Genomic DNA, 19697 nt, shown 5'->3' on the forward strand with positions numbered 1-19697 from the left:
CCCGCGCACAAGGTCCACCCCTTGGGCCGGCGCACCGTAACCCCCTGCCCGGCACCCGTTGTCAGTGGTGGGCCGCACAATGGATCGCGTAACCCGAAGCGTGACGAAAGGGCCGGTGACCCATGAGTGTGTGGGACGACCTGGTGGGCCAGGAGAAGGTGAGCGAGCAGCTCGATGCCGCCGCCCGGGACGCCGACGCCTTCGTCACCGCGGCGACCACCGGCACGGCCCCGCCGGAGGCGTCGAAGATGACGCACGCCTGGCTGTTCACGGGACCGCCCGGCGCGGGACGCAACCAGGCGGCGCGGGCCTTCGCCGCCGCGCTGCAGTGCGTGAGCCCCGACCGCGCGCTCGGCGGCAGCCCCGGCTGCGGCTTCTGCGACGGCTGTCATACGGCGCTGATCGGCACCCACGCCGACGTCACCACGGTCGCCGCGGTGGGCACGCAGATCCTCGCCGACGACATGCGGGACACGGTCCGCAAGTCCTTCACCTCGCCGGCGACCGGCCGCTGGCAGATCATCCTCGTCGAGGACGCCGAGCGGCTGAACGAGAAGTCCGCCAACGCCGTCCTCAAGGCCGTCGAGGAGCCCGCCCCCCGCACGGTCTGGATCCTCTGCGCCCCCTCGATCGAGGACGTCCTGCCCACGATCCGCTCCCGCTGCCGCCACCTGAACCTGAGCACGCCCTCGGTCGACGCCATCGCCGACATGCTCGTCCGGCGGGAGGGCATCGAGCCCGGTGTGGCCGCGGCCGCCGCGCGTGCCACGCAGGGCCATGTCGACCGGGCCCGCCGCCTCGCCACCGACCCGGCCGCGCGTGAACGCCGGGCCGCCGTACTGAAGTTGCCGTTGCGCGTCGAGGACGTCGGCGGTTGTCTCAAGGCCGCTCAGGAACTCGTCGACGCCGCCGCGGAGGACGCCAAGCACCTGGCCGAGGAGGTGGACGGCAAGGAGACCGAGGAGATGAAGGCGGCGATGGGCGGAGGGCAGGGCAGCCGGATGCCGCGCGGTACGGCGGGTGTGATGAAGGACCTCGAGGACAAGCAGAAGCGCCGGAGAACGCGTACGCAGCGCGACAGTCTCGACCTCGCGCTGACCGACCTCACCGCCTTCTACCGCGATGTCCTCGCGCTCCAGTTCGGTTCCCGGGTGGCGATCGCCAACGCGGACGCGGAGGACGCCTTGGAGCGGCTGGCCCGCGCCGGTTCACCGGAGTCCACGTTGCGCCGTATCGAGGCGATCGGCGCGTGCAGAGTGGCGCTTGACCGCAATGTGGCGCCGCTGCTCGCGGTGGAGGCGATGACGTTGGCGCTCAGAGCGGGGTGATCTTTTGAGTGTGAGGTTGACGATGTAACTCGTCCGAGGTGGATTGTGCACACAGGGCGTTCAATTGGTTGCGCAACGTTACGATCGTCTGATGCACATCAGGCGCTCCCTCCGCCAACCCAGTCGGCCCGGTCGGGCCCGCCGAAGCCGTCGGACCGGTGGCACGCTGCTCGCCGTCGCCGCGCTGCTCGTGTCCGCGTGTTCCCCGGGGAGTTCGACGACGGCGGCGAGTCCGGCCGCGGACGTGGCGCTGGCCGCGCTGCCGAGGTCGACGCCGTCCACCCTCGCGTCGTACTACGGACAGAAGCTCAGCTGGCACACCTGCGGTGTCCCCGGTTTCGAGTGCGCCACGATGAAGGCGCCGCTGGACTACGCCAAGCCCACGGCCGGGGACATCCGGCTCGCGGTCGCCCGCAAGAAGGCCACCGGCAAGGGCAAGCCGCTCGGTTCGCTGATGGTGAACCCGGGCGGGCCGGGCGGTTCGGCGGTCGGCTATCTCCAGCAGTACGCCGGGATCGGCTACCCGGCGGAGGTCCGCGCCCGCTACGACATGGTTGCGATGGACCCCCGCGGCGTCGCCCGCAGCGAGCCCGTCGAGTGCCTCGGCGGCCGGGCCATGGACACGTTCACGCAGACCGACACGACCCCCGACGACAAGCGGGAAACCACTCAACTCGTCGACGAATACAAGAAGTTCGCGGAGGGCTGCGGCGCCCACTCGCCTGACGTGCTGCGCCATGTCTCCACGATCGAGGCCGCGCGGGACATGGACGTCCTGCGGGCGGCGCTGGGGGACCAGAAGCTGACGTATGTGGGGGCGTCGTACGGGACGTTCCTCGGGGCGACGTACGCCGGGCTGTTCCCCGACCGGGTCGGCCGTGTCGTCCTGGACGGCGCGATGGACCCGTCCCTCCCCGCGCGCCGGATGAACCTCGACCAGACGGCGGGCTTCGAGACGGCGTTCCAGTCCTTCGCGAAGGACTGCGTACGGCAGACCGACTGCCCGCTCGGCGGCAAGGGGACGGCGCCCGCCAAGGTCGGGACGAACCTGAAGGCCTTCTTCCGCAAGCTCGACGCGCACCCGATCCCCACCGGCGACGCGGACGGCCGCAAACTCGGCGAGGCGCTCGCCACCACCGGCGTGATCGCGGCGATGTACGACGAGGCGGCCTGGCCGCAGTTGCGCGAGGCGCTCACCTCGGCGATGAAGGAGAAGGACGGCGCGGGGCTGCTCGTCCTCTCCGACAGTTACTACGAGCGTGACGCCGACGGACGTTACTCGAACCTGATGTTCGCCAACGCCGCCGTGAACTGCCTCGACCTTCCCGCCGCGTTCTCCACCACCGACCAGGTCGAGAAGGCGCTCCCCGCCTTCGAGAAGGCGTCCCCGGTCTTCGGCGACGGCCTCGCCTGGGCCTCCCTGAACTGCGCGTACTGGCCGGTCAAGGCGACGGGCGAACCCCACCGCATCGAGGCGAAGGGCGCCGCCCCGATCGTGGTCGTCGGCACGACCCGCGACCCGGCGACCCCGTACCGCTGGGCCCAGTCCCTGGCCCGCCAACTCTCCTCGGCCCGCCTCCTCACGTACGTCGGCGACGGCCACACGGCGTACGGCCGCGGCAGCAGGTGCATCGACACGGCGATCGACACGTATCTGCTCCGCGGGACCCCGCCCGGGGAGGGAAAGCGCTGCTCGTAGCCTCGGCGCGGCTGCGTTCCGGGGGTGCTCCGGGGGGTGTACGGAGCACCCCCAGAAACTGTGTAGACTTTCCGACGTTGCTGATCGCACCATGGTGTGGACAGCGCGCCGCCTTAGCTCAGATGGCCAGAGCAACGCACTCGTAATGCGTAGGTCTCGGGTTCGAATCCCGAAGGCGGCTCTGTGGAAGCCTCAGGACTCACTCGCCGTGACCTGGGGCTTTTGCTTATTTCGGATACTTTGCGGGGGCGGAACTCGATGATCTTCGCACCCTCGTGTGTGGCCATGGTGTGGCCATCCTGTCCGGCGATCGTCTCGCCGGTCCGTCCGGCGAGGTGATCGAGCACCAACTGCTCGACCGTGCGGCCGTCCTGCTCGGCGACTGCGGCGAGCTGCGCGACGAGGTGATCGAGGGCGAGCTGCGCGACCTGCTCGACGCGCGGATCGGCAGCCGACGCGGCGGGCGCCTCATCAGGGAGGCGGGCCGCGCCGCGCGGGACGATGGCGGCCGTCGCCTCGGCAGCGTCGCGAGCAGCCTTCGGCATGACCGACTGATAGATGTCCCGGGTGATCCGGGTGTCGCTGTGGCCGAGGGTCTCGGACACGATCTTGATGTCGACGCCGGCGGCGAGCATGAGCGAGGCGGCGACGTGCCGCAGGTCGTGCAGCCGGATCGGGGGCAGGCCGGAGAGTTCGACGAGCCGCTCGAAGTAGTCCGTCAGCCATCCGGGGTGGATGAACGACCCGTCAGGCATGGTGAACATGCGCCCCGATTCGACCCATGCCTCGCCGTATTCGAGGCGCTCGGCCTCTTGCCGCAGTTCCTGCTCGTCGAGAACCTGCCCGCTGTACTCGTCGAGGTCGACGATGCGCTCGCCGCTGTCGGTCTTCGGTGCGTTCTCGATGACCTCCCAACCATCCTGTACGAGCTGTGTCGCGATGGTGAGCGTTCCCGCCGCGCGGCTTCGGTCGGTACGGCGCAGGCCGACTGATTCGCCCCGGCGCAGTCCGCGGAAGGTGATCAGGTGGAACAGGCCGTACAGGCGCTCGCCGGTGTCGGCGAGGAAGTCGAGGAACTGTCCGGCGTGCTCTGGGGTCCACACCATGCAGGCGGACGGCTTGATGCCGGTTCGCAGCCACTCGGCGATTCGCTCGTCGGTCCAGACAAGTGCCTTGGGCCGCTTGGCGGCTTCGAGTTCGACGTGCGCGGCTGCGTTGAAGATGATCAGTCCGCGCCCGATAGCGACGTTCAGGGCGGCCCGTAGCGTCGCCTTGATGTGGTGCTGCGTCGCTACTCCCGTGATCCGCCGGAACGGGTCCATCGCGTCGATGGTCTCTTTCAGTGCCTTGCGGCGGCGCCGGTTCTCAACTCCCTTCCAGGCGATGAGCTTCAGCTCGTCCAGCGCGGTGCGGCGCAGGATGTTCGCGTCGTTGATCTCGATGTTCGTCTCGGCGATGCCGGCGAACATCTCGTCGAGGTGCGCCACGGTGAGTCGGTCGAGCCGGATGTGTCCGATCCGCGGTATGAGGTGCACCCGAATATCGATGTCGTACCGGTTCTTGCCGCTGGTGCGCAGCCCCTTCTTTCCGGCGAGCCACTGTTCGAGCCACTCGCCGACGGTCATGTGCTGCGTGAGCGACTGGCCGGTCGCGAACTTGCGGCGGGTCTCCTCGTGGTCGGGAATCGGGTCCTTGCTCGCCCCCACCGTTTCGAGCATGTCGGCCAGACGCGCGCGGCCCTCGACGTCGTTCTCGTCGGCGATGTTGAGGAGCGCGCGCACCTTGTCGAGGTCGGCCTGCGCCTTGGTCTTGGTGTCGTAGCCGCTGCGCCGGAAGCGGCGACGCGCGTTGCCCTTCTTGGGCGGCAGTTCCTGATTGAGGCTGAACAGGCCGTGGCTGCGCTGACTCAGCTTGGTGCACGAGCCGTTGAGCTGCTTGCCGTCGGCGTCGCGGCAGCCGCAACGCTTGGTGATGGTGCCGTTCACTCAGTCCCTCTCGGGTTGACGATGTCGGGGTCGTCGAGCATGTCGAGCCCCTGCATGTCCTCGATCAAGTCAGGTCGTAGATCGGGGATCGTGAGCCCCGCGCGGTTCATGTCGTTGATGTGGCGCGCGAGTTCTTCGAGTCGGTGCAGGTAGTCGGTCTGTGCTGTGGTGCGTCCCTCCTTGTCGGTGCGGCGCGTTGCCTGCGCGGTCTCGGTGCGCAGATACGCCCTGTGGACTGCCTCGCGCCGCCGCTCGAACTCGGGGTACAGCGACGCGGGATAGGCGGCCGTGCCCCATGCGGCGGACCATTTGGGGCCGTCGCCGGCGATGGGTCGGGGGTTGACGTAGTGGCGTCCGTCGAGGGGGCCGGCGAGCGTCGGCGCCTCCTCGCCGGTGAACCACTTCCACACGGTGTAGGGGTCTCGCGGATTGGCCGCGGGCACAGTGGGCACGGTCTGCTCGTCCCCCAGGGGAAGCACCAGAAGGAGCGGGGGCACTGCGAGGGCGAGGCCGAGCACGAGCAGCTCGTCGACGGTCACCTCGCGGCGTCGCTTGCCCTCCTTGTTCCTGCGCCCGGTCTCAATGTTCGTGATCGCTGCGTATGTGAGGTCGGTGGCTCCCAACCGGGCGCACTCGTCTGCGAGTTGCTGCCGGTTGAGGCCGAGCCGGGCTCGGTGCTTGCGGACCTGCTCGGCGATGGTGTCGCTTGCCGTTTGGTGACTGTGCATATCGACACGCTAGCAGTGCATATTGCGTAGTCACAAGCGTTATCGATACGTTATGTTCGATGAACGCCCCAGCTAGGAGGGCGTGTTGACCACCCTGGAGGGGAGTTCGTGACCAGCGACGAGCGAGCGATGACGCATGACGAGTTGATCAATCTGCCGGTGACCGTCGACCTTGAAACGGCCAACCGGGCACTGGGCCTCGGGCGTACGACGGGGTACAGCCTGGCCAGGGGAGGGCGGTACCCGGTGCGACTGCTGCCGGCCAACCGCGGTTACCGGATCTCGCGGTACGACCTGCTTCGGCACCTCGGGGTCGGTCCGGACGGGTGCGGAGTCGAGGCGGAAGTCGCGTAGGGGGCGAGCGGTGTGCCCGCCGGACCGAGAGCCGGCGGGCACAGGGGTGTGCACGTGCTGACCTTGCCGACCGCCCCACCTGCTTTCGGCCCTTCAGTTCCTGAGTAGGTGGGGCGGAACCTGTGACCCGTTACGCTCGAACCTCAGCGGGTCGACCCGGGGTCCAATCCACCTCGGGGCGGCCCGTCCTTCTGCGTTTGGGCTGCTCACGCGTGGTAGGTCGTGCCCCAGCGCATCGCGCCTCGCGCGTGGCAAACGCGTACGTGTTCGGCGATTGCTGTTTGGCCGGCGCCGGCGGCGAGGGGGGCGAACAGGACCAGGATTCGGACCGGTCCCCCGACCTCGACCACGTTCACCCACGACCGCGCGGCAGGCAGGCCGAGCCGTTTCTCGCCGTCGCCGTAATCGAGCCACGGCGTGCCCTGCCGTATGCGGATGCGGTGCCCGATGTGCGGCGGGGGGCCGTCGTGTGGGCCGAGGTACAGCGCTTCGGCGAACGCCCGCATGCCCTCGCTGATGCTGTTGACGCTCTCGTTGTCGAGGCGCGGCGGCGCGTGGTAAGCGAGCAGTTGGGCGACGGGGAACAGGAACTGCTGATGCACGCCGGTCGCCAGGCGGATACCGGCGACGAACCCGGGGCCGGGTGGCGCCTTCGCTTCGGGCGCAGTCACGATGCCTTCACCTCCGCCCACACGAACTTTCCGAACGGGCGGTCGCGGACGCCCCAACTGCCGGGGCATAGGGCGTCGAGGATGATCAAGCCTCTCCCGCGGTCGCGTCGGTCAGATGCTGGGCGGGGGTGGGGGCGCCGTCGTACAGGGTCGTGTACCTCGACGCGTGTTCGGGTGTCGTCGGTGTCTAGTTCGATACGTAGAGAGTCGCCAGGCCGGGTGCCGTATCGAATCGAGTTGGTGACCAGCTCGCAGGCCACCAAGACGACCGTCTCGACGTGGTCCTCGGACGCGTCCGGAAAGTTGTGCTTGACGTATTGACGTACGAAGTCACGTGCAAATTTTGCTGACTTGGCTTCGCCCTTCAGTAACAGAACTGGTGGTGGGCCGACTTGGGCTGCATGGGTGGCGGGGATCGCTTCCCGCCGTCGTTCAGTCATGGTGTCCCCTCACGGGCAAGTCCCAACACGAGCATGGCATTTCGTCCCACGCGTGTGGGCGGAATCGCATTTCTCTCCCACAGAGTGCTCCTCCAACCATGTGCATCGCAAGAGAACGCATACTCGTGTAGAAAATTGCATATGACGCCAGGAGGAGGGGGCGGGATGGCAAGTCGGCAGGTGACAGGCGATGAGGGGGCACGGCAGACTGATGGACCAGACACTGAACAGGAGGGGGGAACCGTGAGTGCGCCAACAGTGCGCCGGCGGCGACTCGGTGCGAAATTGCGCGCCCTGCGCGGCGACCTCACCCTCGATGAGGTCGCGGACAGCTCCGAGGGGGCGTTCATCTCCTCGAAGCTGTCACGGATGGAAACGGCCAAGAGCGCGGCCAAGGCAAAGGATGTCGAGGACCTGCTCGACCTGTACGTACGGCTTGACCGCGAGGTCAGCGACGAACTGCGCGCGGCCCTGGTCAAGCTCACCAAAGAGGGCGGACAGCGCGGTTGGTGGCACTCGTACCGGGGCGTCCTCACGCCGGTGTACGAGGACCTGATCAGCCTTGAGGCCGAGGCCGAATCAGTCTCGACGTGGCAACTGGGCCTGATTCCTGGCCTTCTCCAGACCGCCGAGTACGCGCGCGAGATCATCCGCGCGACGGCGATGTCTGAAGCGATCGAGGCCCGGGTCGATGCGCTGGTCGAGGTACGCCTCGCACGGCAGGCCGTGCTCACGCGCGAGGAACCGCTCGCACTGTGGGCGATCATCGCGGAGCAGGCCCTACGTTCGACCTCCGACGACGCGAGCCTGATGCATGAGCAGTTGGGACGACTGCTCTCCATGGGGAAGCGTCCGAACGTCAACATTCAGGTACTGCGGTCGGACGCACCATTGCACGTCGGACTGACGGGAACGTTCACCATCTTGGGGTTTGGTCCACACCCTGACCTCGACGTCGTCCACGCCGAGTCGCTGACGTCGGCCCTCTACATCGAGGACCGCGACAAGGTCGCCACACACCGCGATGCGTGGCAACGCCTCACGTCTGCCGCTGAGTCGGTCGAGACATCGGCGGAACTGATCACCGAGATAAGGAAGAGCACATGAGCCATGTTGGCGACGCTTCGACTCTGCCAGTGACGTGGTGGAAGTCTTCGGCGTCTGCGGCACAGTCTGACTGTGTCGAGTGCGGAATAGTCGACGACGAGACGATCGCCGTTCGGGACAGCAAGAACCCGCACGGGCCTGCACTGCTGCTCACCCGCGAGCAGATGACTACCTTCGTCACTGCTGCGGCCTCGGGCCGGTTCGGCGGTCTTGAGTAGGGAGTCGTACCAGGAGCGACGGCCCGCCCCCGCGCGATTCGGGGGCGGGCCGTCTGCGTGCGGGCTGGCGTGAGCCTACGGCGAACAGGCGGCGCGGGAAACAACACAACGCCCCCATACGGCCGTTCGTGGCCGTATGGGGGCGTGTGGCTGGTGCCTAAGGTTCGAGGGTGGCGCGGATACGGGTGGCGATTCTCACCGGTGGGCGAGTTGCCACAGGGACACGGCGAGGCCGAGAACGGCGACCAGGGCGGCGAGGGACGGCAGGGGCCACCGCGCGCGTTCGAGGGCGTCGAGGCGCTGGTCGAGGTCGGTGAGCTGTCGGTCGGTCTGGTCGCCGCGCTGGACGAGCAGGGCGAGGGAACCGTCGACCCGGGCGAATCCCTCGGCCATGGTGCCGCGTAGCTTTTCCAGCTCGACGGCGACGGACTGCTCGGGCGGGGTCGGCAGGGTCACGCGCTACCGCCCTGGTCGTCGTCGACGAGGCCGAGGCCGACGCGGTCGAGTAGCTGCTCGACGGAGGGCAGGGCCATGACGCGGGCGAGGCCGGCGGCGACGGCGAGGGCGCCGGCGACCCACGGCAGGGACTCGGGGATGCCGGACGCGCTGACGACGGCAGGGAGGGCGACGGCGAACATGACGACGCCCTGAATGACGGTGCGGACGGTGCGCTTGGTGGCGGGGTTCATGAGGGGTTCCTCGTTTCTGAGAGTGCGGGTACAGGGGCCCGGCGCGGTGTCGGGGCGGGCGAGGGGTGGCTACTTGTCGTAGGCGAGGCGGAACAGGGCGGCCCAACCCTTCGGGCCGATGGCTGGGTCGGATGTCTTGCCCTTGGCGCGGTAGGTCGGGTGGGCGTTGTGGAACTTGACGACGCCGGCCTGAGTCTTGGGTCCGTAATTCGGCGACTCGGCAACGGACTTGGCCATGTAGCCGGCGGCCTTGAGCGCGCGCTGAAGCGTGACGGCCGACGGCTTGGCCTTGCCCGGGGCGAGGCCGGTCGGGAACTTCGGCGGGGTGTACGACGGCTCGTCGTCGTTGCCGGTGTCGCCCTTCGCCCACTCGCGCAGCGCGGAGGGGGACATGTAGGCGATGTTCCGGTCGAGGGGGGTCGACGTGAACTGCCAGAACGTCACAGTGCGGTTGGACGGCTTGGGCCGAGTAGCAGCCTCTGCTCGGGCGTAGGTTGCGGCACCCCACGGGTAAGCGGGGTACCACAGGGGAACGCCCGACGGGACGTGCCCGGCGGCGATGTCCGAGGCCGACGTGTAGACGCCGACGACCTGCCCTGGGAACGCCTTCTTCACCGCGGCAATCCACGCCGAGGCGTACGCCTTGATCTGCGCGGCCGAGCGCCCGCGGTAGTTGCGGCCGTCGCTGTAGCGCTCAAGGTCGAGCCAGTGCAGGAACCCGGCGCCGGCGTACGGCTTCACGGCGGCGATGTAGTTCGCGGCCTCCTTCGCCGCAGACTGGTTCGGCCACGCGAAGTGATACGCGCCGGCGACCAGGCCGGCGCCCTTGATGCCCTTGATGTGTGTCGCGAACCGGGCGTCGCGGCTCTTCTCTCCCTCGCTCGCCTTGGCGAACGCGAAGGTGAGGCCGTCGGCCTTGAGCGCGGTCCAGTTCTGTGCGGACTGGTACGCGGACACGTCGAGGCCGCGCGAGGTGCTGGTCATACGGGGTGCCTCCTGGGCATGAAAAAACGCCCGGCGCGGTGCGCTCGGGCGTGCGGGGTGAACGGGGCGGCCTAGTAGACGGCGGCCCAAATGGCGTTCGCGTCGGGCACGATGGCGCTCGACGGCGTGAAAGAAGTAGGGAGCGCGGTAAGCGCGGTGGTCGACAGCCGGCCGTGCCGGATGAACGTCACCGTGGACGCGCGGGCCTGCCCGGACGGATTCGTGCCGGCGGCGGCGCCGCGGGCGAAACCGGGGCCGTTGGTCGAGGCCGTCGGCCCGTTGATGAGCAGGGCGACCCAATACAGGCCGGCCGCGGCCGAGTAGTTCGCGGACAGGCCGCACTCGACGGTCGCGCCCTCGTTCGTCGTGAACCAGTTGTTGAGACTGGTCGTGAGGGCAACGCGCGTTCCCGCTGCGTTGTAGAGCCCGGCGAACGACTGCGTATTCGGCTGCGTGGCGCCGTTGCCGGCGGTGTAGAAGCAGATTTTCGACAGGGTCGCCGCCGCGCGCAGCGCGATCCCCATCAGGTAGACGTAACCGATCTGGCAGTACTGGGCGGTTGCGTCCGTGAGGGCCGGGTCGAACGTCCACGCCTGAAAGCCGAGGTCGGACGGGATGAACACGTTCGGGATCGCGGCCGGGGGGATATTGGCGAGGGGTACGTCGCTGCTGGCGTCGAGCGGTGCGACGCCGGATGCCGCGCCCCGCGCAGTGGTGGCGAGGGCGCCCACCTGCGCAGCGGTGTAGGTGGGGCGCTGCGCACTGGCGAGGATGCCGTCGGTGCCCAGGGCTGCGACGCCGGACGCTGCGCCTACCGCGGCGGTCGCGACGGCGCCCACGGTGGCGGCGGTGAGGGCGACGTTCCCGGAGGCGTCCGGCGTGATGCTGTTGACGGACAGCACGCCCGCGGCGCTGCTCGCGGGAAGCTGCGCGGCGGGTACCTTCCCGGACGCGTCGAGCTGCGCGACGCCGTTCGCTGCGCCGGCGGCGCTGGTGGCTATCGCTCCCACGGTGGCGGCCGTGAGGGTGATCGCGGCGGCCGACATGCCGTTGACGGACTGGACGACGCCCGGTGCTCCGGTCGCACCCTGCGTTCCTTGTACTCCCTGCGCGCCGGTCGCGCCGGTCGCGCCGGTGGCACCTGTCGCGCCGGTGGCGCCTCGGGCTCCGGTCGGGCCGATCAGGGAGGCGAGCCACTGGGCGGCGGTGCCCACGAACCCGTTCTCGACGGCGACCTCGTACGCGCTGTCGCCGCGTACGGCAACGTAGTTGGGCGTCGAGGGGTCGGTCGGCGCGATGTCGGCGAGGTCGACCTCGGGTGCCTCGCCGGGCAAGAGGACCTGATAGACGCGATTCACCGCGACGCCGGCGAGCTGCTCGGCGACCGAGTACGACCAGCCGCTCGGGTTCATGCCGGGGGCGTCGGTGGCCGGTAGCTCGACCTCGAACGCGCCCGTGGCGTCGAGCGGGACCGTGACGGGCCCGCCGAGGATTACGTCGTACTCGGCGAACGTGAGCAAGTTCGGTGCGCGGAAGACGACTTGACCGGACAGGGGTCGGCCGTCGGGGAACAGGAAGCGTCCGGTTACGCGGACGGTGGGGATGCCCTCGGGCAGCACATCACACCCCCTCGGCAGACACGGCGGGGGCGGCGGTCGCTGCGTTGGCGACGGCCGTTACCGGTACGTCGGGCGCCTCGTCCTCGGTGAAGGTGTTGCGGGTGTAGGCGCTGTAGAGGCGGGTTTCGCAGTTCTGGCTCGCCGACTTGGCGCGGTGGTCGATCCGCAGCGTGAAGTACGAGAGGAATTGCAGACCGTCGAGCGGGTGCTCGATGGTGCGGCCGGTCCATGCGCCGGCCGCGCAATCCCACTGGTCGAGTTGGGTCTCGACGCCGTCGTGCGTGAGGACAACCCGAACTTGCGCCCCGCCGGTGTTGGCGTAGGTGGTCAGGTTCAGGTACAGGACGGCGTTATGGGCGGCGGTGGTCCCGACCCATGCCGGTTCGTACGTGGTGCCGGTGTACGACTGCCGTTCGGTGGGGTGCAGTTGAACCGGTATCCACGGCCGGCCGAGGAACTCGTCGGAGTAGTAGTCATCCATCACGACGACGTTCCGGTTCCGGTCCCAGATGCGGACCATCTGTCGAGGGGCGTCGTCGTCCGGGTAGCTGTTGGCGCCGATGGCGAACGCGATGTCGCCGGTGTCGCGGCGCATCGCGGTGAAGTAGTCGCCGACGGTGGGTGACTGGCCTGTCTCGAACACGGGCGTGCCGTCGGGGTCGCGGACGAACAGGCGCCCGCCCTCGCCGATCACCACATCGCCGTTCAACACCTGATTGAGGGCGGGTCGCATCTGCGCCCGCCCCCGCAACTGCCGTACCTCGCGTTCAAGGGCGGCGATCCGGTCGAGGACGTCTTGCGGGACGTACGGCACTGTTTAGGGGACCTCCAGGTACAGGCGGGCCGTCTCGGGGCGGCCTCGCTCGGGTGGGGTGATGGACAGGCCGACGACGCGGTACCGGGCGTCGAGGGTGTCGGGATGCCACAGGTCGCGGATGCGGAGCCGCACCGTGGCGCCGAGCAGGGCCGGCGTGATGTTCCCGCTGAGCAACACCTCGACCTCGGGTATCTGCACGGGATTCCGGGCGGCGGCCTGGTCGGCGCGGGCGTGCGCGTCAAGGGTGGTCTGCTCTTCAACGGTTGTGTAGTCGCTGGAGCCGTCGAGGCGCGGCCAGCCGGCGGCGATATCGGCGTCGTCGACCAGCACGGGCGAGGTGAGCGGGTAACTGTCCTGCGCCTGGTTGCTGTTGACGCTGGCGCCGCGGGACTGCCACGCGTTCGCCTTGGCCGTGGCGTCGACCGGCCATGTGTAGGACAGGACCGGGCCGGGGTGGTCGAGCACGATCTCGGTGGCGCCCGCGCGGATGATCGGGTGGCCGAGCTGAAGCTGCTTCACCCGGCGGCCGTCGGCGTCGCGGAACGACGCGATGCGCCACTCGAACCCGTCCTCGACAGCGGCGAGGTCGTCGAGCAGGTCGCCGACCGTCGGGAGGTCATAGCGCAGGTACGTGCGGTCGCGCAGCACGCCGGACACGGCGGTGCCGTACGTGACCCCGATGTTCCCGCCGGGGGTGTTCTGCACGTAGTTGACCAGGCCGCGGGCAATGTCGAGTTGGTCGACCTGCTCGGCGACTTGGGTGTCGAACAACAGCCGGCGGTACAGGTATGACTCCCACCCGCCGGCCTGAATCTGCGCGCCGAGGAACCCGCGGGCATCCGAGGCGAGGGCGAGCGTCCACAGGATGCCGCCCCACCAGATGTCACGCCCACGCTCGACCCACACGGCCGTGCGTCCGGGCACGATCGCCCGCCGAGCCCGCTCGGCAATGGCGCGGTTGGGAATCGGCACGGTGCCGGTCAACCGCCCTGTCTTGCCTATGTAGTCGTCGAGGGCGACGCCCTGTACGGGCAATGCGTCGAGCAACTGGTCGGTACGCAAATCACAGAAAAGCAAACGGTACGGGGGTGGCAATGGTTCACCCCCCTCGTTGAATACGTGTTCGAAAAACGCGTGTAGGGCCGGGGGAACCGTGCACGATAGCTGTAAGTGAGCGATTGCGACGCGAGGTTGTCGACCTACTAGGTTCGCGACAACGGGGGAACAGAGAACGGTGGAGTGCTGAGGATGGAAAATGCGCGGGCGTTGCGCTTACTGGCTGTTGGTCTTGTAGTGGTCTTTTCCGCCCTGGTCGGGGTGGTCTCAGCGTGGGCAGCGCGCTCGACCGGACAGAGCTGGCCCGATGTACTGCGGAGTGCTGGAGTTGCGTTTGGAGGCACTGTGGGCGTGTGTGCCGCCCTGGTGGCTCTGTACCGTGCGATGGCGGGCGGCGGACAATAGCGACTACGGCACGAACTCCACCGTCAACTGTCCGTCCTGCACGAAGACGTCTGTGCCGCCGTTGCTGCTGATGTTCCACCCGGGGATGAGCGTGATCTGTCCGCCGGGGGTGAGACCGTCGCGGTAGACGCGCCGCGAGCCGATCACACGACCTGCCTGTGCCGACAAGCCGTTCAACGCCCCGTGTGCCTCGGTGTAGGCGCCGGTCGCCCGCCACGTCATCCACGCTGTCGAGGCCGCGGTCGAGCGGTTGCTCACCTGCCCGCCGACCGTGACGAACACGGTTCCGGACGGGGGCACAGTGAACGTGATCCGGGGCCAGGCGGCCGCGGTGAAGTCGACGAACGCGCCGGTCGTGGTGAGCGGCGCGGCCGTGACCTGCTTCGTACTGATGGGCCGGGTCGGGGTCGGCGGGTACGCCTCCCACGCGCCGGCCGTGGCGTCCCAGCGTTCGAGGCCGGCGCCGTTGTCGCGGTACTGGCCGTCGTACGCGCCGTTGAAGGCAAGGCCGTACCCACGCGGGATGATCCCGCCGTAGGCAGAGGTGAAGCGGCGCCGGTCGCCGAGGGCAGACGACCAGTCGATACCGCCCACGCCGGCCGAGGCGCCGGCGGGGACGGTCACGTCCCACAGGCGCAAACAGGCCGGGGGCATACTCGGCGCGATCGGAGTCGCCGACGCCGTGCCGCGGATGATCTCGACCGTGGCGAGGTTCTGGCCTGCCTGGTCGAACAGTTGGTCATACACGCGCACGGCGACGGAATCGATACGGGCGAACTGTGCGTCACCTTCACCAACCGGGACGACCACAGGCTCATCGACCGCTACCGGGTAGGCGCCCTGAGCGTCGGTGCCTTGCACCAGGGCTCGGCCGACGCCGATCTGTAGGGACATCGCGCCTGCGCCCGCGGCGGCGAACGGGTTCCCGCCGGCGATTACACCGTCGCGAGTGCGAATCTCCGACTCGGGCGCGTAGGTGCCGACCGGCGTTAGGCGGGTGTCCTCGCGAGTCTGCGTGAGCGGCAGCAGCCATGCGGAACGCACGGTCACGGTGGGGTTCTCCTTACCAATAGGCCGAGCGGTAGCGCACGGTCGCCGACGCCGTCGGGTCGTTGCTGCCGGGCGCGGCGCGGAAGATCAAGGATGAGATGCCGGGCGCGAGCGTGAACGTCTGCTCGGGCACCGAGCGCGAGGTCGCGGTGTAGAGCCGGCTCGCGGTGCTGTTGAGGATGACCGTCCCGGCGAGGGTGTCGACGGTGAGCACGTCGCCGGCGGCGAGCGGCATGTCGTACTCGATCGCGTCGCCGGTCGCGAGGTTCGTCAACGACGGGCGAGTCACCGGGCCCCGGAACTCCACCGCGGGGTGTGTCTCGCAGTCGCCGACGTTCACCGCCGACAGGGCGCCGGTACTGCCCGGGGTGCCGAACGGGAGCGGCCACGACAACGGCCACGACAGGCCGGCCTCGGACATGGGCAGCGTCGCCGACGCGGTGCGCTCGGCGAATTCGTACCGGCGCGGGTCGGTCGCCTGCCACTCGATCGCCCCGCCCGTGATGGTGCCGAGGCGGTACCCGAGACCGGCGGGGACTGCCCGCCGGGTGGCGCGCGCGTAGGCGAGCAGGGGCCCGCGTTCGTCGAGCCACACGACGAGCGGACGCTCGTCCTCGACCGGCACCGTGCCGGCGTTGAGGGCGGCGACTACCGCGCCGATCGTGGCGCGGGGGGCGCGGACGAGCAGGCCGTCGAGGGTGATCGTTCGGGCTTGGGCGAGCAGCCGGCCGGGGAACGCGCCGTGCGCGTCGGACCGCGCCACGGTGCCGGAGTCGAGGGCGGGAAGGTCTTCCCACCCTCCGATGGAACGCCACCCGTAGGGAGTGCCGGGGCCGAGCAGCAGCTCGCCGTACTGCACGTGCCCCGGTCGGGTCACCTGATCACCAGCGGCCACGGACGATCACCCCCTCGCCTTGGCCAGCCACGCGAGCGCGCGGGCGTTGTCGTCGGGGGTGCCGTTCTCGGCTGCGTGCCAGTGCTCGACGTGCACCGTCGCCCCCGCCGCGGTGGCGGCGAACGGCGAGCCGTACGTGCCCGTTCCCGCGTAGGCGGGGGTGAGGGAGGGAACAGCGGGTGCGGCAACCAGGTTCCGCATGGTCCGCTCTACTGCTCCGGCGCCACCTTGAATTCCCTTGACCAGACCGGCGGGAATCCAACGGCCAATATCACGCGCCATGACACGTGACGGGCTTGAGATTCCGAGTGCTTTTGCGATGGGTCCCGGAATCATATTCTTGGCGAAAGAGATTAGCTGGCTCTTGAGCCAAGATCCCATGCTCTTGACGCCGTTATACAAACCTCGGATCAGATCGCGGCCCTTTTCCGTGAGCATCGATCCGAAATTGCCGAAGTATCCGGCGATCGTGCGGGGCAGTCCGCGCACAAAGGCGAGCATCTCGCCCGCCTTTGTCTTCGTTCCATCCTTGATTGACTGCCAATGCTTGATGACCAGTCCGACCAAGGTGAAGTTAAGAAAGAAGCTGACGAGCTTCTGTGGCAGGCTCTTTACGAACTCGACCGTGGCATTCCAGACGCGTACGGTCCCGTCCTTGATTGACTGCCAATGCTTGATAATGAGGCCGACCAAAGTGAAGTTGAGGAAAAGCTCGACGAGCTTTTCGCCAACCCACTTGATCTTTTCCCACACCCAATTCCAGGCGGCGAGCGTGGCCTGCTTGATGGTGTCCCAATTGGCGATGACCAGAGCGACGAGGCCGATTACAGCGGCGATCACGAGCGCTACGGGACCCATGGCGATCAGCCAGGCCGCAGCCATCCGGCCGGCCTGAATGAGCGACTGAGTGCCCATCAGCACCCAACCGGCGACCACTCGCAGCGCAGTACCGGCCGCAGCCGCTCCCTGGGCGATCCAGCCGGCGAGGATCGTCGCGTTTGTGGCTACGAACCGTGCCGCGGCGGTGACGCCGGCGGCGGTCTGCGTCGCCCAGCTCGTGACCGTCGCGGTTGCGGTGGTGTACGCCTGCGCTGCCAGGGTGACCAGCGCGGGCAGCATGACCAGCGTGACGACGCCGGCTGCGATGCCAAAGGCGGTGCTGTTGTCGGCGACGAACCCGGCGGCCGACAGGAACGCGGCTCCGAAGTCGTCGAGGTAGTCGGCCCCCGCCGTCAGAGCAGGGATCACGTACGTGCCGAGGACGGTTACGAAGCCCTGTTGCAGGGAGCGCGTGAACGCCGTGACCTTGGTCGAGGCGTTGTCGCGCATCGTGTCGCCGGCCCGCTTGGCGGCGCCGTCGACCTTGCCGAGTGCGTCAACGGCCGAGGACGGATCGAGCGCGAACAGCGCGCCGGCGAGGTCCTCGGCCTGACTGCCCAGCAATTGAACGGCCAGGCGTGAACGCTCGGTCGGGTCCTTTACCGCCCGTAGGCGGTCCATGATCTGATCGAGCGCAGCATTTGCGGCCGGTCCACCCTTGGTGAACGCGGCGGCCATCTGATCGGCGTTCAGCCCAAGGGACTTGAGCCCCTCGGCCGCGCTGCCGTCCTTGACCCTGATATTCAGTTCTTTGAAGGCGTCGGCGACGATATCGGCGTCGCGTGCGCCTGCGTTGAGCCCCTGCTGAATGAGGCCCATCGCTTGCTTTCCGTCGACCCCCAGGTCGCGGAATTGTGTTCCGTATTCGCCGAAGACGTCGAGCAGGTCCTCGGCTTTGTTCGCGCCGTTCTGTGTTCCCTTGACGAGAATGTCGAACGCTTCCTCGGCGTTCGCGGCCATTCCCGTTTTGAGCATCTGGCCGACCGCGGCCGAGGTGGGGCCGACTTCCTCGCCCATGATCTGTGCGACCTGAGAGAGGCGCCCGCCTACCTTTTCGAGCTCTTTCTGTGTGGCGTCCGCGGGTACGAGACCCTGCTGCCACAGTGCTTTCAACGCCTCGTTGGCGTCGGCGACCGAGTCTGTGTACCCCTGGCTGTAGAGGTTGCCCGCGGCCTTGCCGAGCCGCTTTGCCTGATCGGGGCTCGCGCCGAGCTGGGCAGCAAGAAGGCTGTTGTCCTTCTGCTGCTCCATGGCCTCGCCGATACCGGCGACGACCGCGGCGCCGAGGCCGGCACCGACCGCGGCCCACCCGAACGAGGTGAGCGTGTCCCGGAGTCGGCCGCCGGCTTCCTGCGCTCCGTCCTCGGCTCCGTCGGCGACGCCGTCGCCGAGCTGCTGCCCGGCGGCCTCGCCGGCACGTGCGGCCTCGGCGGTGATCTGCTCCGCGGCGGCGACGACGTTCGCCTGCATCCGGGCGAGGCCGGCCTCGCCGGGGGCGTCGTCGAATTCGAGGGTGGCGAGCAGCTCGGCGACGGTGAGCGGCACAGGCGATCACCCCCCGGCGGTGCTCTAACCGGCAGGCAGACCGGTGATGGCGGCGATCTCTGCGGGGGTGGTGACCTCGCGCGGTGTGCGCGACCACGCGCGGGTGAACCGAGCCTCGGCCGACAGGCCGGCGACGAGTGCGAGAAACCGGCGGGTGGAGAGGGCGGCGAGCTGCTCGGCGGTGAGGTGGTACTCGCGGGAGAGGTCGGCCTCAAGGGCGTTCCAGTGGGTCAGGACCGCGCGCCAGAACGCGCCTGCGTCTTGCCCTTCCTCTTCTTCGGGTTCTTCGGGCTCGCCCTGCGCTCCGCCCGGTTGGCCGGGGCTTTTCCCGCCCTGCCGGCCTCGCCCTGGTCGTAGAGCTCGGCCGCGCGCTGCATGGAAACGGCGCCGGGGTTACGGATGTTGGCGGCCGACCAGATCAGCACGACGCCGAGCTGCCGGTCGGTCATACCGTGCTCGGCCCACTCGTCGAGGGTGCCCTCGCCGAACAGGGTGGCGAGCATCCGGCGGACGTCCTCGGGGTCCGAGCTGTGCTGTACGCGCTCCATTTGGAGGGTGAACAGCAGCGGCAGGGAGTCGGGCAGCACGTGCTCGCGCCCGTACAGAGTGAGCGCGGCGCGCGGCCGGTCGGGGATCTGCTCGGCGAAGAACGCGTCAAAGTCGGCGGTCTCGACGAGCGGCTGCTCGGGGGTCTCTGGCGTCTCGGTCACGCGTCACCCCCCGACTTGCTCGCCGCGGCGGCGAGCGTGGTTGCGCCGGCGACCGGGGCCGCGGTGGGCGCCCCGCACCTCGTGATCGTCGCCGACCAACTCGTCTTGTCGTTGGTTTCGCCGCCCTGCTCGCCCGGGGTGACGGTGGAATCCCAAAGGACCCATGCCGTCTGCGACTTGTGGCGCCACCGCACAGCGTTGCGCGACTCGATGCCGAGCCGGTACGCCCATACGGTGTCGACGTACGCCTGCCCGGGGTCCTGATTGCCGGTGGACTTGTCGATGCGGTACTGCCCCTCAATTGCCAGGGTCGCGCCCCGCTGCATGACGTCCTGCTCGAAATACCCGTCGCTGTCGAACGCGACGGTCTCGGCCGTCTCTTCGTTCTCGCCGGGGTTGTGCGTGAACGAGGTCAGGCCGGCAATCGGCAGCCATGTCTCGGTAGTTGCGGTGGCGTCGAGGACCTCGAACAGCCACCCGCGGGCATCAATCGGCCTACTGGTCGCGGCCAAGGGTGA

20 protein-coding genes, 1 tRNA gene and 1 pseudogene are annotated in these 19697 nt (G+C 68.8%); 7 read left to right on the top strand and 15 right to left on the bottom strand.

The window, feature by feature from the left end:
- The first annotated feature begins 122 nt into the window (after positions 1 to 122).
- The 3 genes from OO70_RS11145 (at position 123) to OO70_RS11155 (ending at position 3208) form a co-directional block, all read left to right on the top strand.
- The gene (locus tag OO70_RS11145) at positions 123 to 1328 is read left to right on the top strand and encodes a DNA polymerase III subunit delta' (RefSeq protein ID WP_043667576.1); all 1206 of its coding nucleotides are present in this window, start codon (positions 123 to 125) and stop codon (positions 1326 to 1328) included.
- Between the two features lie 91 nt (positions 1329 to 1419).
- The gene (locus OO70_RS11150; protein ID WP_043667577.1) at positions 1420 to 3027 is read left to right on the top strand and encodes an alpha/beta hydrolase; all 1608 of its coding nucleotides are present in this window, start codon (positions 1420 to 1422) and stop codon (positions 3025 to 3027) included.
- A gap of 107 nt (positions 3028 to 3134) precedes the next feature.
- Positions 3135 to 3208: transfer RNA gene (locus tag OO70_RS11155), tRNA-Thr, on the top strand.
- Between the two features lie 424 nt (positions 3209 to 3632).
- Here the strand turns inward: OO70_RS11155 and OO70_RS55915 are convergent.
- Positions 3633 to 4133, bottom strand: a pseudogene (locus OO70_RS55915) (tyrosine-type recombinase/integrase); the annotation flags it as partial.
- Between OO70_RS55915 and OO70_RS55920 the strand changes: the two are divergent.
- On the top strand, positions 4053 to 4292 hold the full coding sequence (locus tag OO70_RS55920; RefSeq protein ID WP_234336816.1) for a hypothetical protein: 240 nt from the start codon (positions 4053 to 4055) through the stop codon (positions 4290 to 4292). The pseudogene OO70_RS55915 and the gene OO70_RS55920 sit on opposite strands and share 81 nt — an antisense overlap.
- A gap of 716 nt (positions 4293 to 5008) precedes the next feature.
- On the opposite strand, the gene OO70_RS51180 is transcribed toward OO70_RS55920, so the two are convergent.
- On the bottom strand, positions 5009 to 5740 hold the full coding sequence (locus OO70_RS51180; protein WP_051741063.1) for a helix-turn-helix domain-containing protein: 732 nt from the start codon (positions 5738 to 5740) through the stop codon (positions 5009 to 5011).
- 108 nt (positions 5741 to 5848) lie between these two features.
- On the opposite strand from OO70_RS51180, the gene OO70_RS11175 reads away from it, so the two are divergent.
- Complete coding sequence (locus OO70_RS11175; protein ID WP_234336817.1) at positions 5849 to 6094, top strand: integrase; 246 nt, start codon at positions 5849 to 5851, stop codon at positions 6092 to 6094.
- A 206-nt stretch (positions 6095 to 6300) separates the two neighbouring features.
- Here OO70_RS11175 and OO70_RS11180 read toward each other — a convergent pair whose 3' ends face one another.
- Both OO70_RS11180 and OO70_RS52285 read right to left on the bottom strand, forming a co-directional pair.
- Positions 6301 to 6765, bottom strand: coding sequence for a hypothetical protein (locus OO70_RS11180; protein WP_043667835.1), 465 nt, complete (start codon positions 6763 to 6765; stop codon positions 6301 to 6303).
- Positions 6762 to 7205 (bottom strand): ATP-binding protein, encoded by a 444-nt coding sequence (locus tag OO70_RS52285; RefSeq protein WP_078651349.1) that lies wholly within the window; start codon positions 7203 to 7205, stop codon positions 6762 to 6764. Before OO70_RS52285 ends, OO70_RS11180 begins: the two co-directional genes overlap by 4 nt.
- A 243-nt stretch (positions 7206 to 7448) precedes the next feature.
- Between OO70_RS52285 and OO70_RS11185 the strand changes: the two genes are divergently transcribed.
- A complete protein-coding gene (locus tag OO70_RS11185; RefSeq protein ID WP_043667585.1) occupies positions 7449 to 8312 on the top strand; it encodes a DUF5753 domain-containing protein in 864 nt (287 codons plus the stop codon).
- The gene (locus OO70_RS11190) at positions 8309 to 8530 is read left to right on the top strand and encodes a DUF397 domain-containing protein (protein ID WP_043667588.1); all 222 of its coding nucleotides are present in this window, start codon (positions 8309 to 8311) and stop codon (positions 8528 to 8530) included. Before OO70_RS11185 ends, OO70_RS11190 begins: the two co-directional genes overlap by 4 nt.
- Before the next feature lie 195 nt (positions 8531 to 8725).
- Here the strand turns inward: OO70_RS11190 and OO70_RS11195 are convergent, their stop codons facing one another.
- From OO70_RS11195 to OO70_RS11245, 11 genes are all read right to left on the bottom strand, one after another.
- Positions 8726 to 8986 (bottom strand): hypothetical protein, encoded by a 261-nt coding sequence (locus OO70_RS11195; RefSeq protein WP_043667590.1) that lies wholly within the window; start codon positions 8984 to 8986, stop codon positions 8726 to 8728.
- Positions 8983 to 9219: a hypothetical protein gene (locus OO70_RS11200; RefSeq protein WP_043667591.1), complete on the bottom strand. Its 237-nt coding sequence runs from the start codon at positions 9217 to 9219 to the stop codon at positions 8983 to 8985. Before OO70_RS11200 ends, OO70_RS11195 begins: the two co-directional genes overlap by 4 nt.
- Positions 9220 to 9288: 69 nt before the next feature.
- Entirely contained in the window at positions 9289 to 10203 is a 915-nt protein-coding gene (locus tag OO70_RS11205) for a glycoside hydrolase family 25 protein (protein WP_043667592.1), read from the bottom strand.
- Positions 10204 to 10274: 71 nt separating this feature from the next.
- Positions 10275 to 11822, bottom strand: a complete 1548-nt coding sequence (locus OO70_RS11210; protein ID WP_043667593.1) for a hypothetical protein — start codon at positions 11820 to 11822, stop codon at positions 10275 to 10277.
- A 1-nt stretch (position 11823) separates the two neighbouring features.
- On the bottom strand, positions 11824 to 12636 hold the full coding sequence (locus OO70_RS51185; protein WP_051741066.1) for a hypothetical protein: 813 nt from the start codon (positions 12634 to 12636) through the stop codon (positions 11824 to 11826).
- A gap of 3 nt (positions 12637 to 12639) precedes the next feature.
- Positions 12640 to 13701 (bottom strand): hypothetical protein, encoded by a 1062-nt coding sequence (locus OO70_RS11220; protein WP_234336819.1) that lies wholly within the window; start codon positions 13699 to 13701, stop codon positions 12640 to 12642.
- A 402-nt stretch (positions 13702 to 14103) separates the two neighbouring features.
- Positions 14104 to 15150, bottom strand: coding sequence for a hypothetical protein (locus OO70_RS51190; RefSeq protein WP_051741069.1), 1047 nt, complete (start codon positions 15148 to 15150; stop codon positions 14104 to 14106).
- Between the two features lie 13 nt (positions 15151 to 15163).
- Positions 15164 to 16045 carry a phage distal tail protein gene (locus OO70_RS11230; RefSeq protein WP_043667596.1) on the bottom strand — a complete coding sequence of 294 codons (882 nt, stop codon included), beginning with the start codon at positions 16043 to 16045 and terminating at the stop codon, positions 15164 to 15166.
- A 6-nt stretch (positions 16046 to 16051) separates the two neighbouring features.
- A complete protein-coding gene (locus OO70_RS11235; protein ID WP_043667598.1) occupies positions 16052 to 18469 on the bottom strand; it encodes a phage tail tape measure protein in 2418 nt (805 codons plus the stop codon).
- A 230-nt stretch (positions 18470 to 18699) separates the two neighbouring features.
- Positions 18700 to 19179 (bottom strand): hypothetical protein, encoded by a 480-nt coding sequence (locus OO70_RS11240; RefSeq protein WP_043667600.1) that lies wholly within the window; start codon positions 19177 to 19179, stop codon positions 18700 to 18702.
- The gene (locus tag OO70_RS11245; RefSeq protein ID WP_051741071.1) at positions 19176 to 19691 is read right to left on the bottom strand and encodes a phage tail tube protein; all 516 of its coding nucleotides are present in this window, start codon (positions 19689 to 19691) and stop codon (positions 19176 to 19178) included. The genes OO70_RS11240 and OO70_RS11245 overlap by 4 nt, the downstream gene beginning before the upstream one ends.
- Positions 19692 to 19697 lie beyond the last annotated feature (6 nt).

This window comes from Streptomyces xylophagus (assembly GCF_000716435.1).
Taxonomy (GTDB): Bacteria; Actinomycetota; Actinomycetes; order Streptomycetales; family Streptomycetaceae; genus Streptomyces; species Streptomyces xylophagus.

What these genes read in the sequence shown, in the direction of transcription:
- OO70_RS51180 (WP_051741063.1), bottom strand. Translation starts at nt 5,740, where the DNA reads ATGCACAGTCACCAAACGGCAAGCGACACCATCGCCGAGCAGGTCCGC.
- OO70_RS11145 (WP_043667576.1), top strand. Translation starts at nt 123, where the DNA reads ATGAGTGTGTGGGACGACCTGGTGGGCCAGGAGAAGGTGAGCGAGCAG.
- OO70_RS52285 (WP_078651349.1), bottom strand. Translation starts at nt 7,205, where the DNA reads ATGACTGAACGACGGCGGGAAGCGATCCCCGCCACCCATGCAGCCCAA.
- OO70_RS11190 (WP_043667588.1), top strand. Translation starts at nt 8,309, where the DNA reads ATGAGCCATGTTGGCGACGCTTCGACTCTGCCAGTGACGTGGTGGAAG.
- OO70_RS11205 (WP_043667592.1), bottom strand. Translation starts at nt 10,203, where the DNA reads ATGACCAGCACCTCGCGCGGCCTCGACGTGTCCGCGTACCAGTCCGCA.
- OO70_RS11200 (WP_043667591.1), bottom strand. Translation starts at nt 9,219, where the DNA reads ATGAACCCCGCCACCAAGCGCACCGTCCGCACCGTCATTCAGGGCGTC.
- OO70_RS11150 (WP_043667577.1), top strand. Translation starts at nt 1,420, where the DNA reads ATGCACATCAGGCGCTCCCTCCGCCAACCCAGTCGGCCCGGTCGGGCC.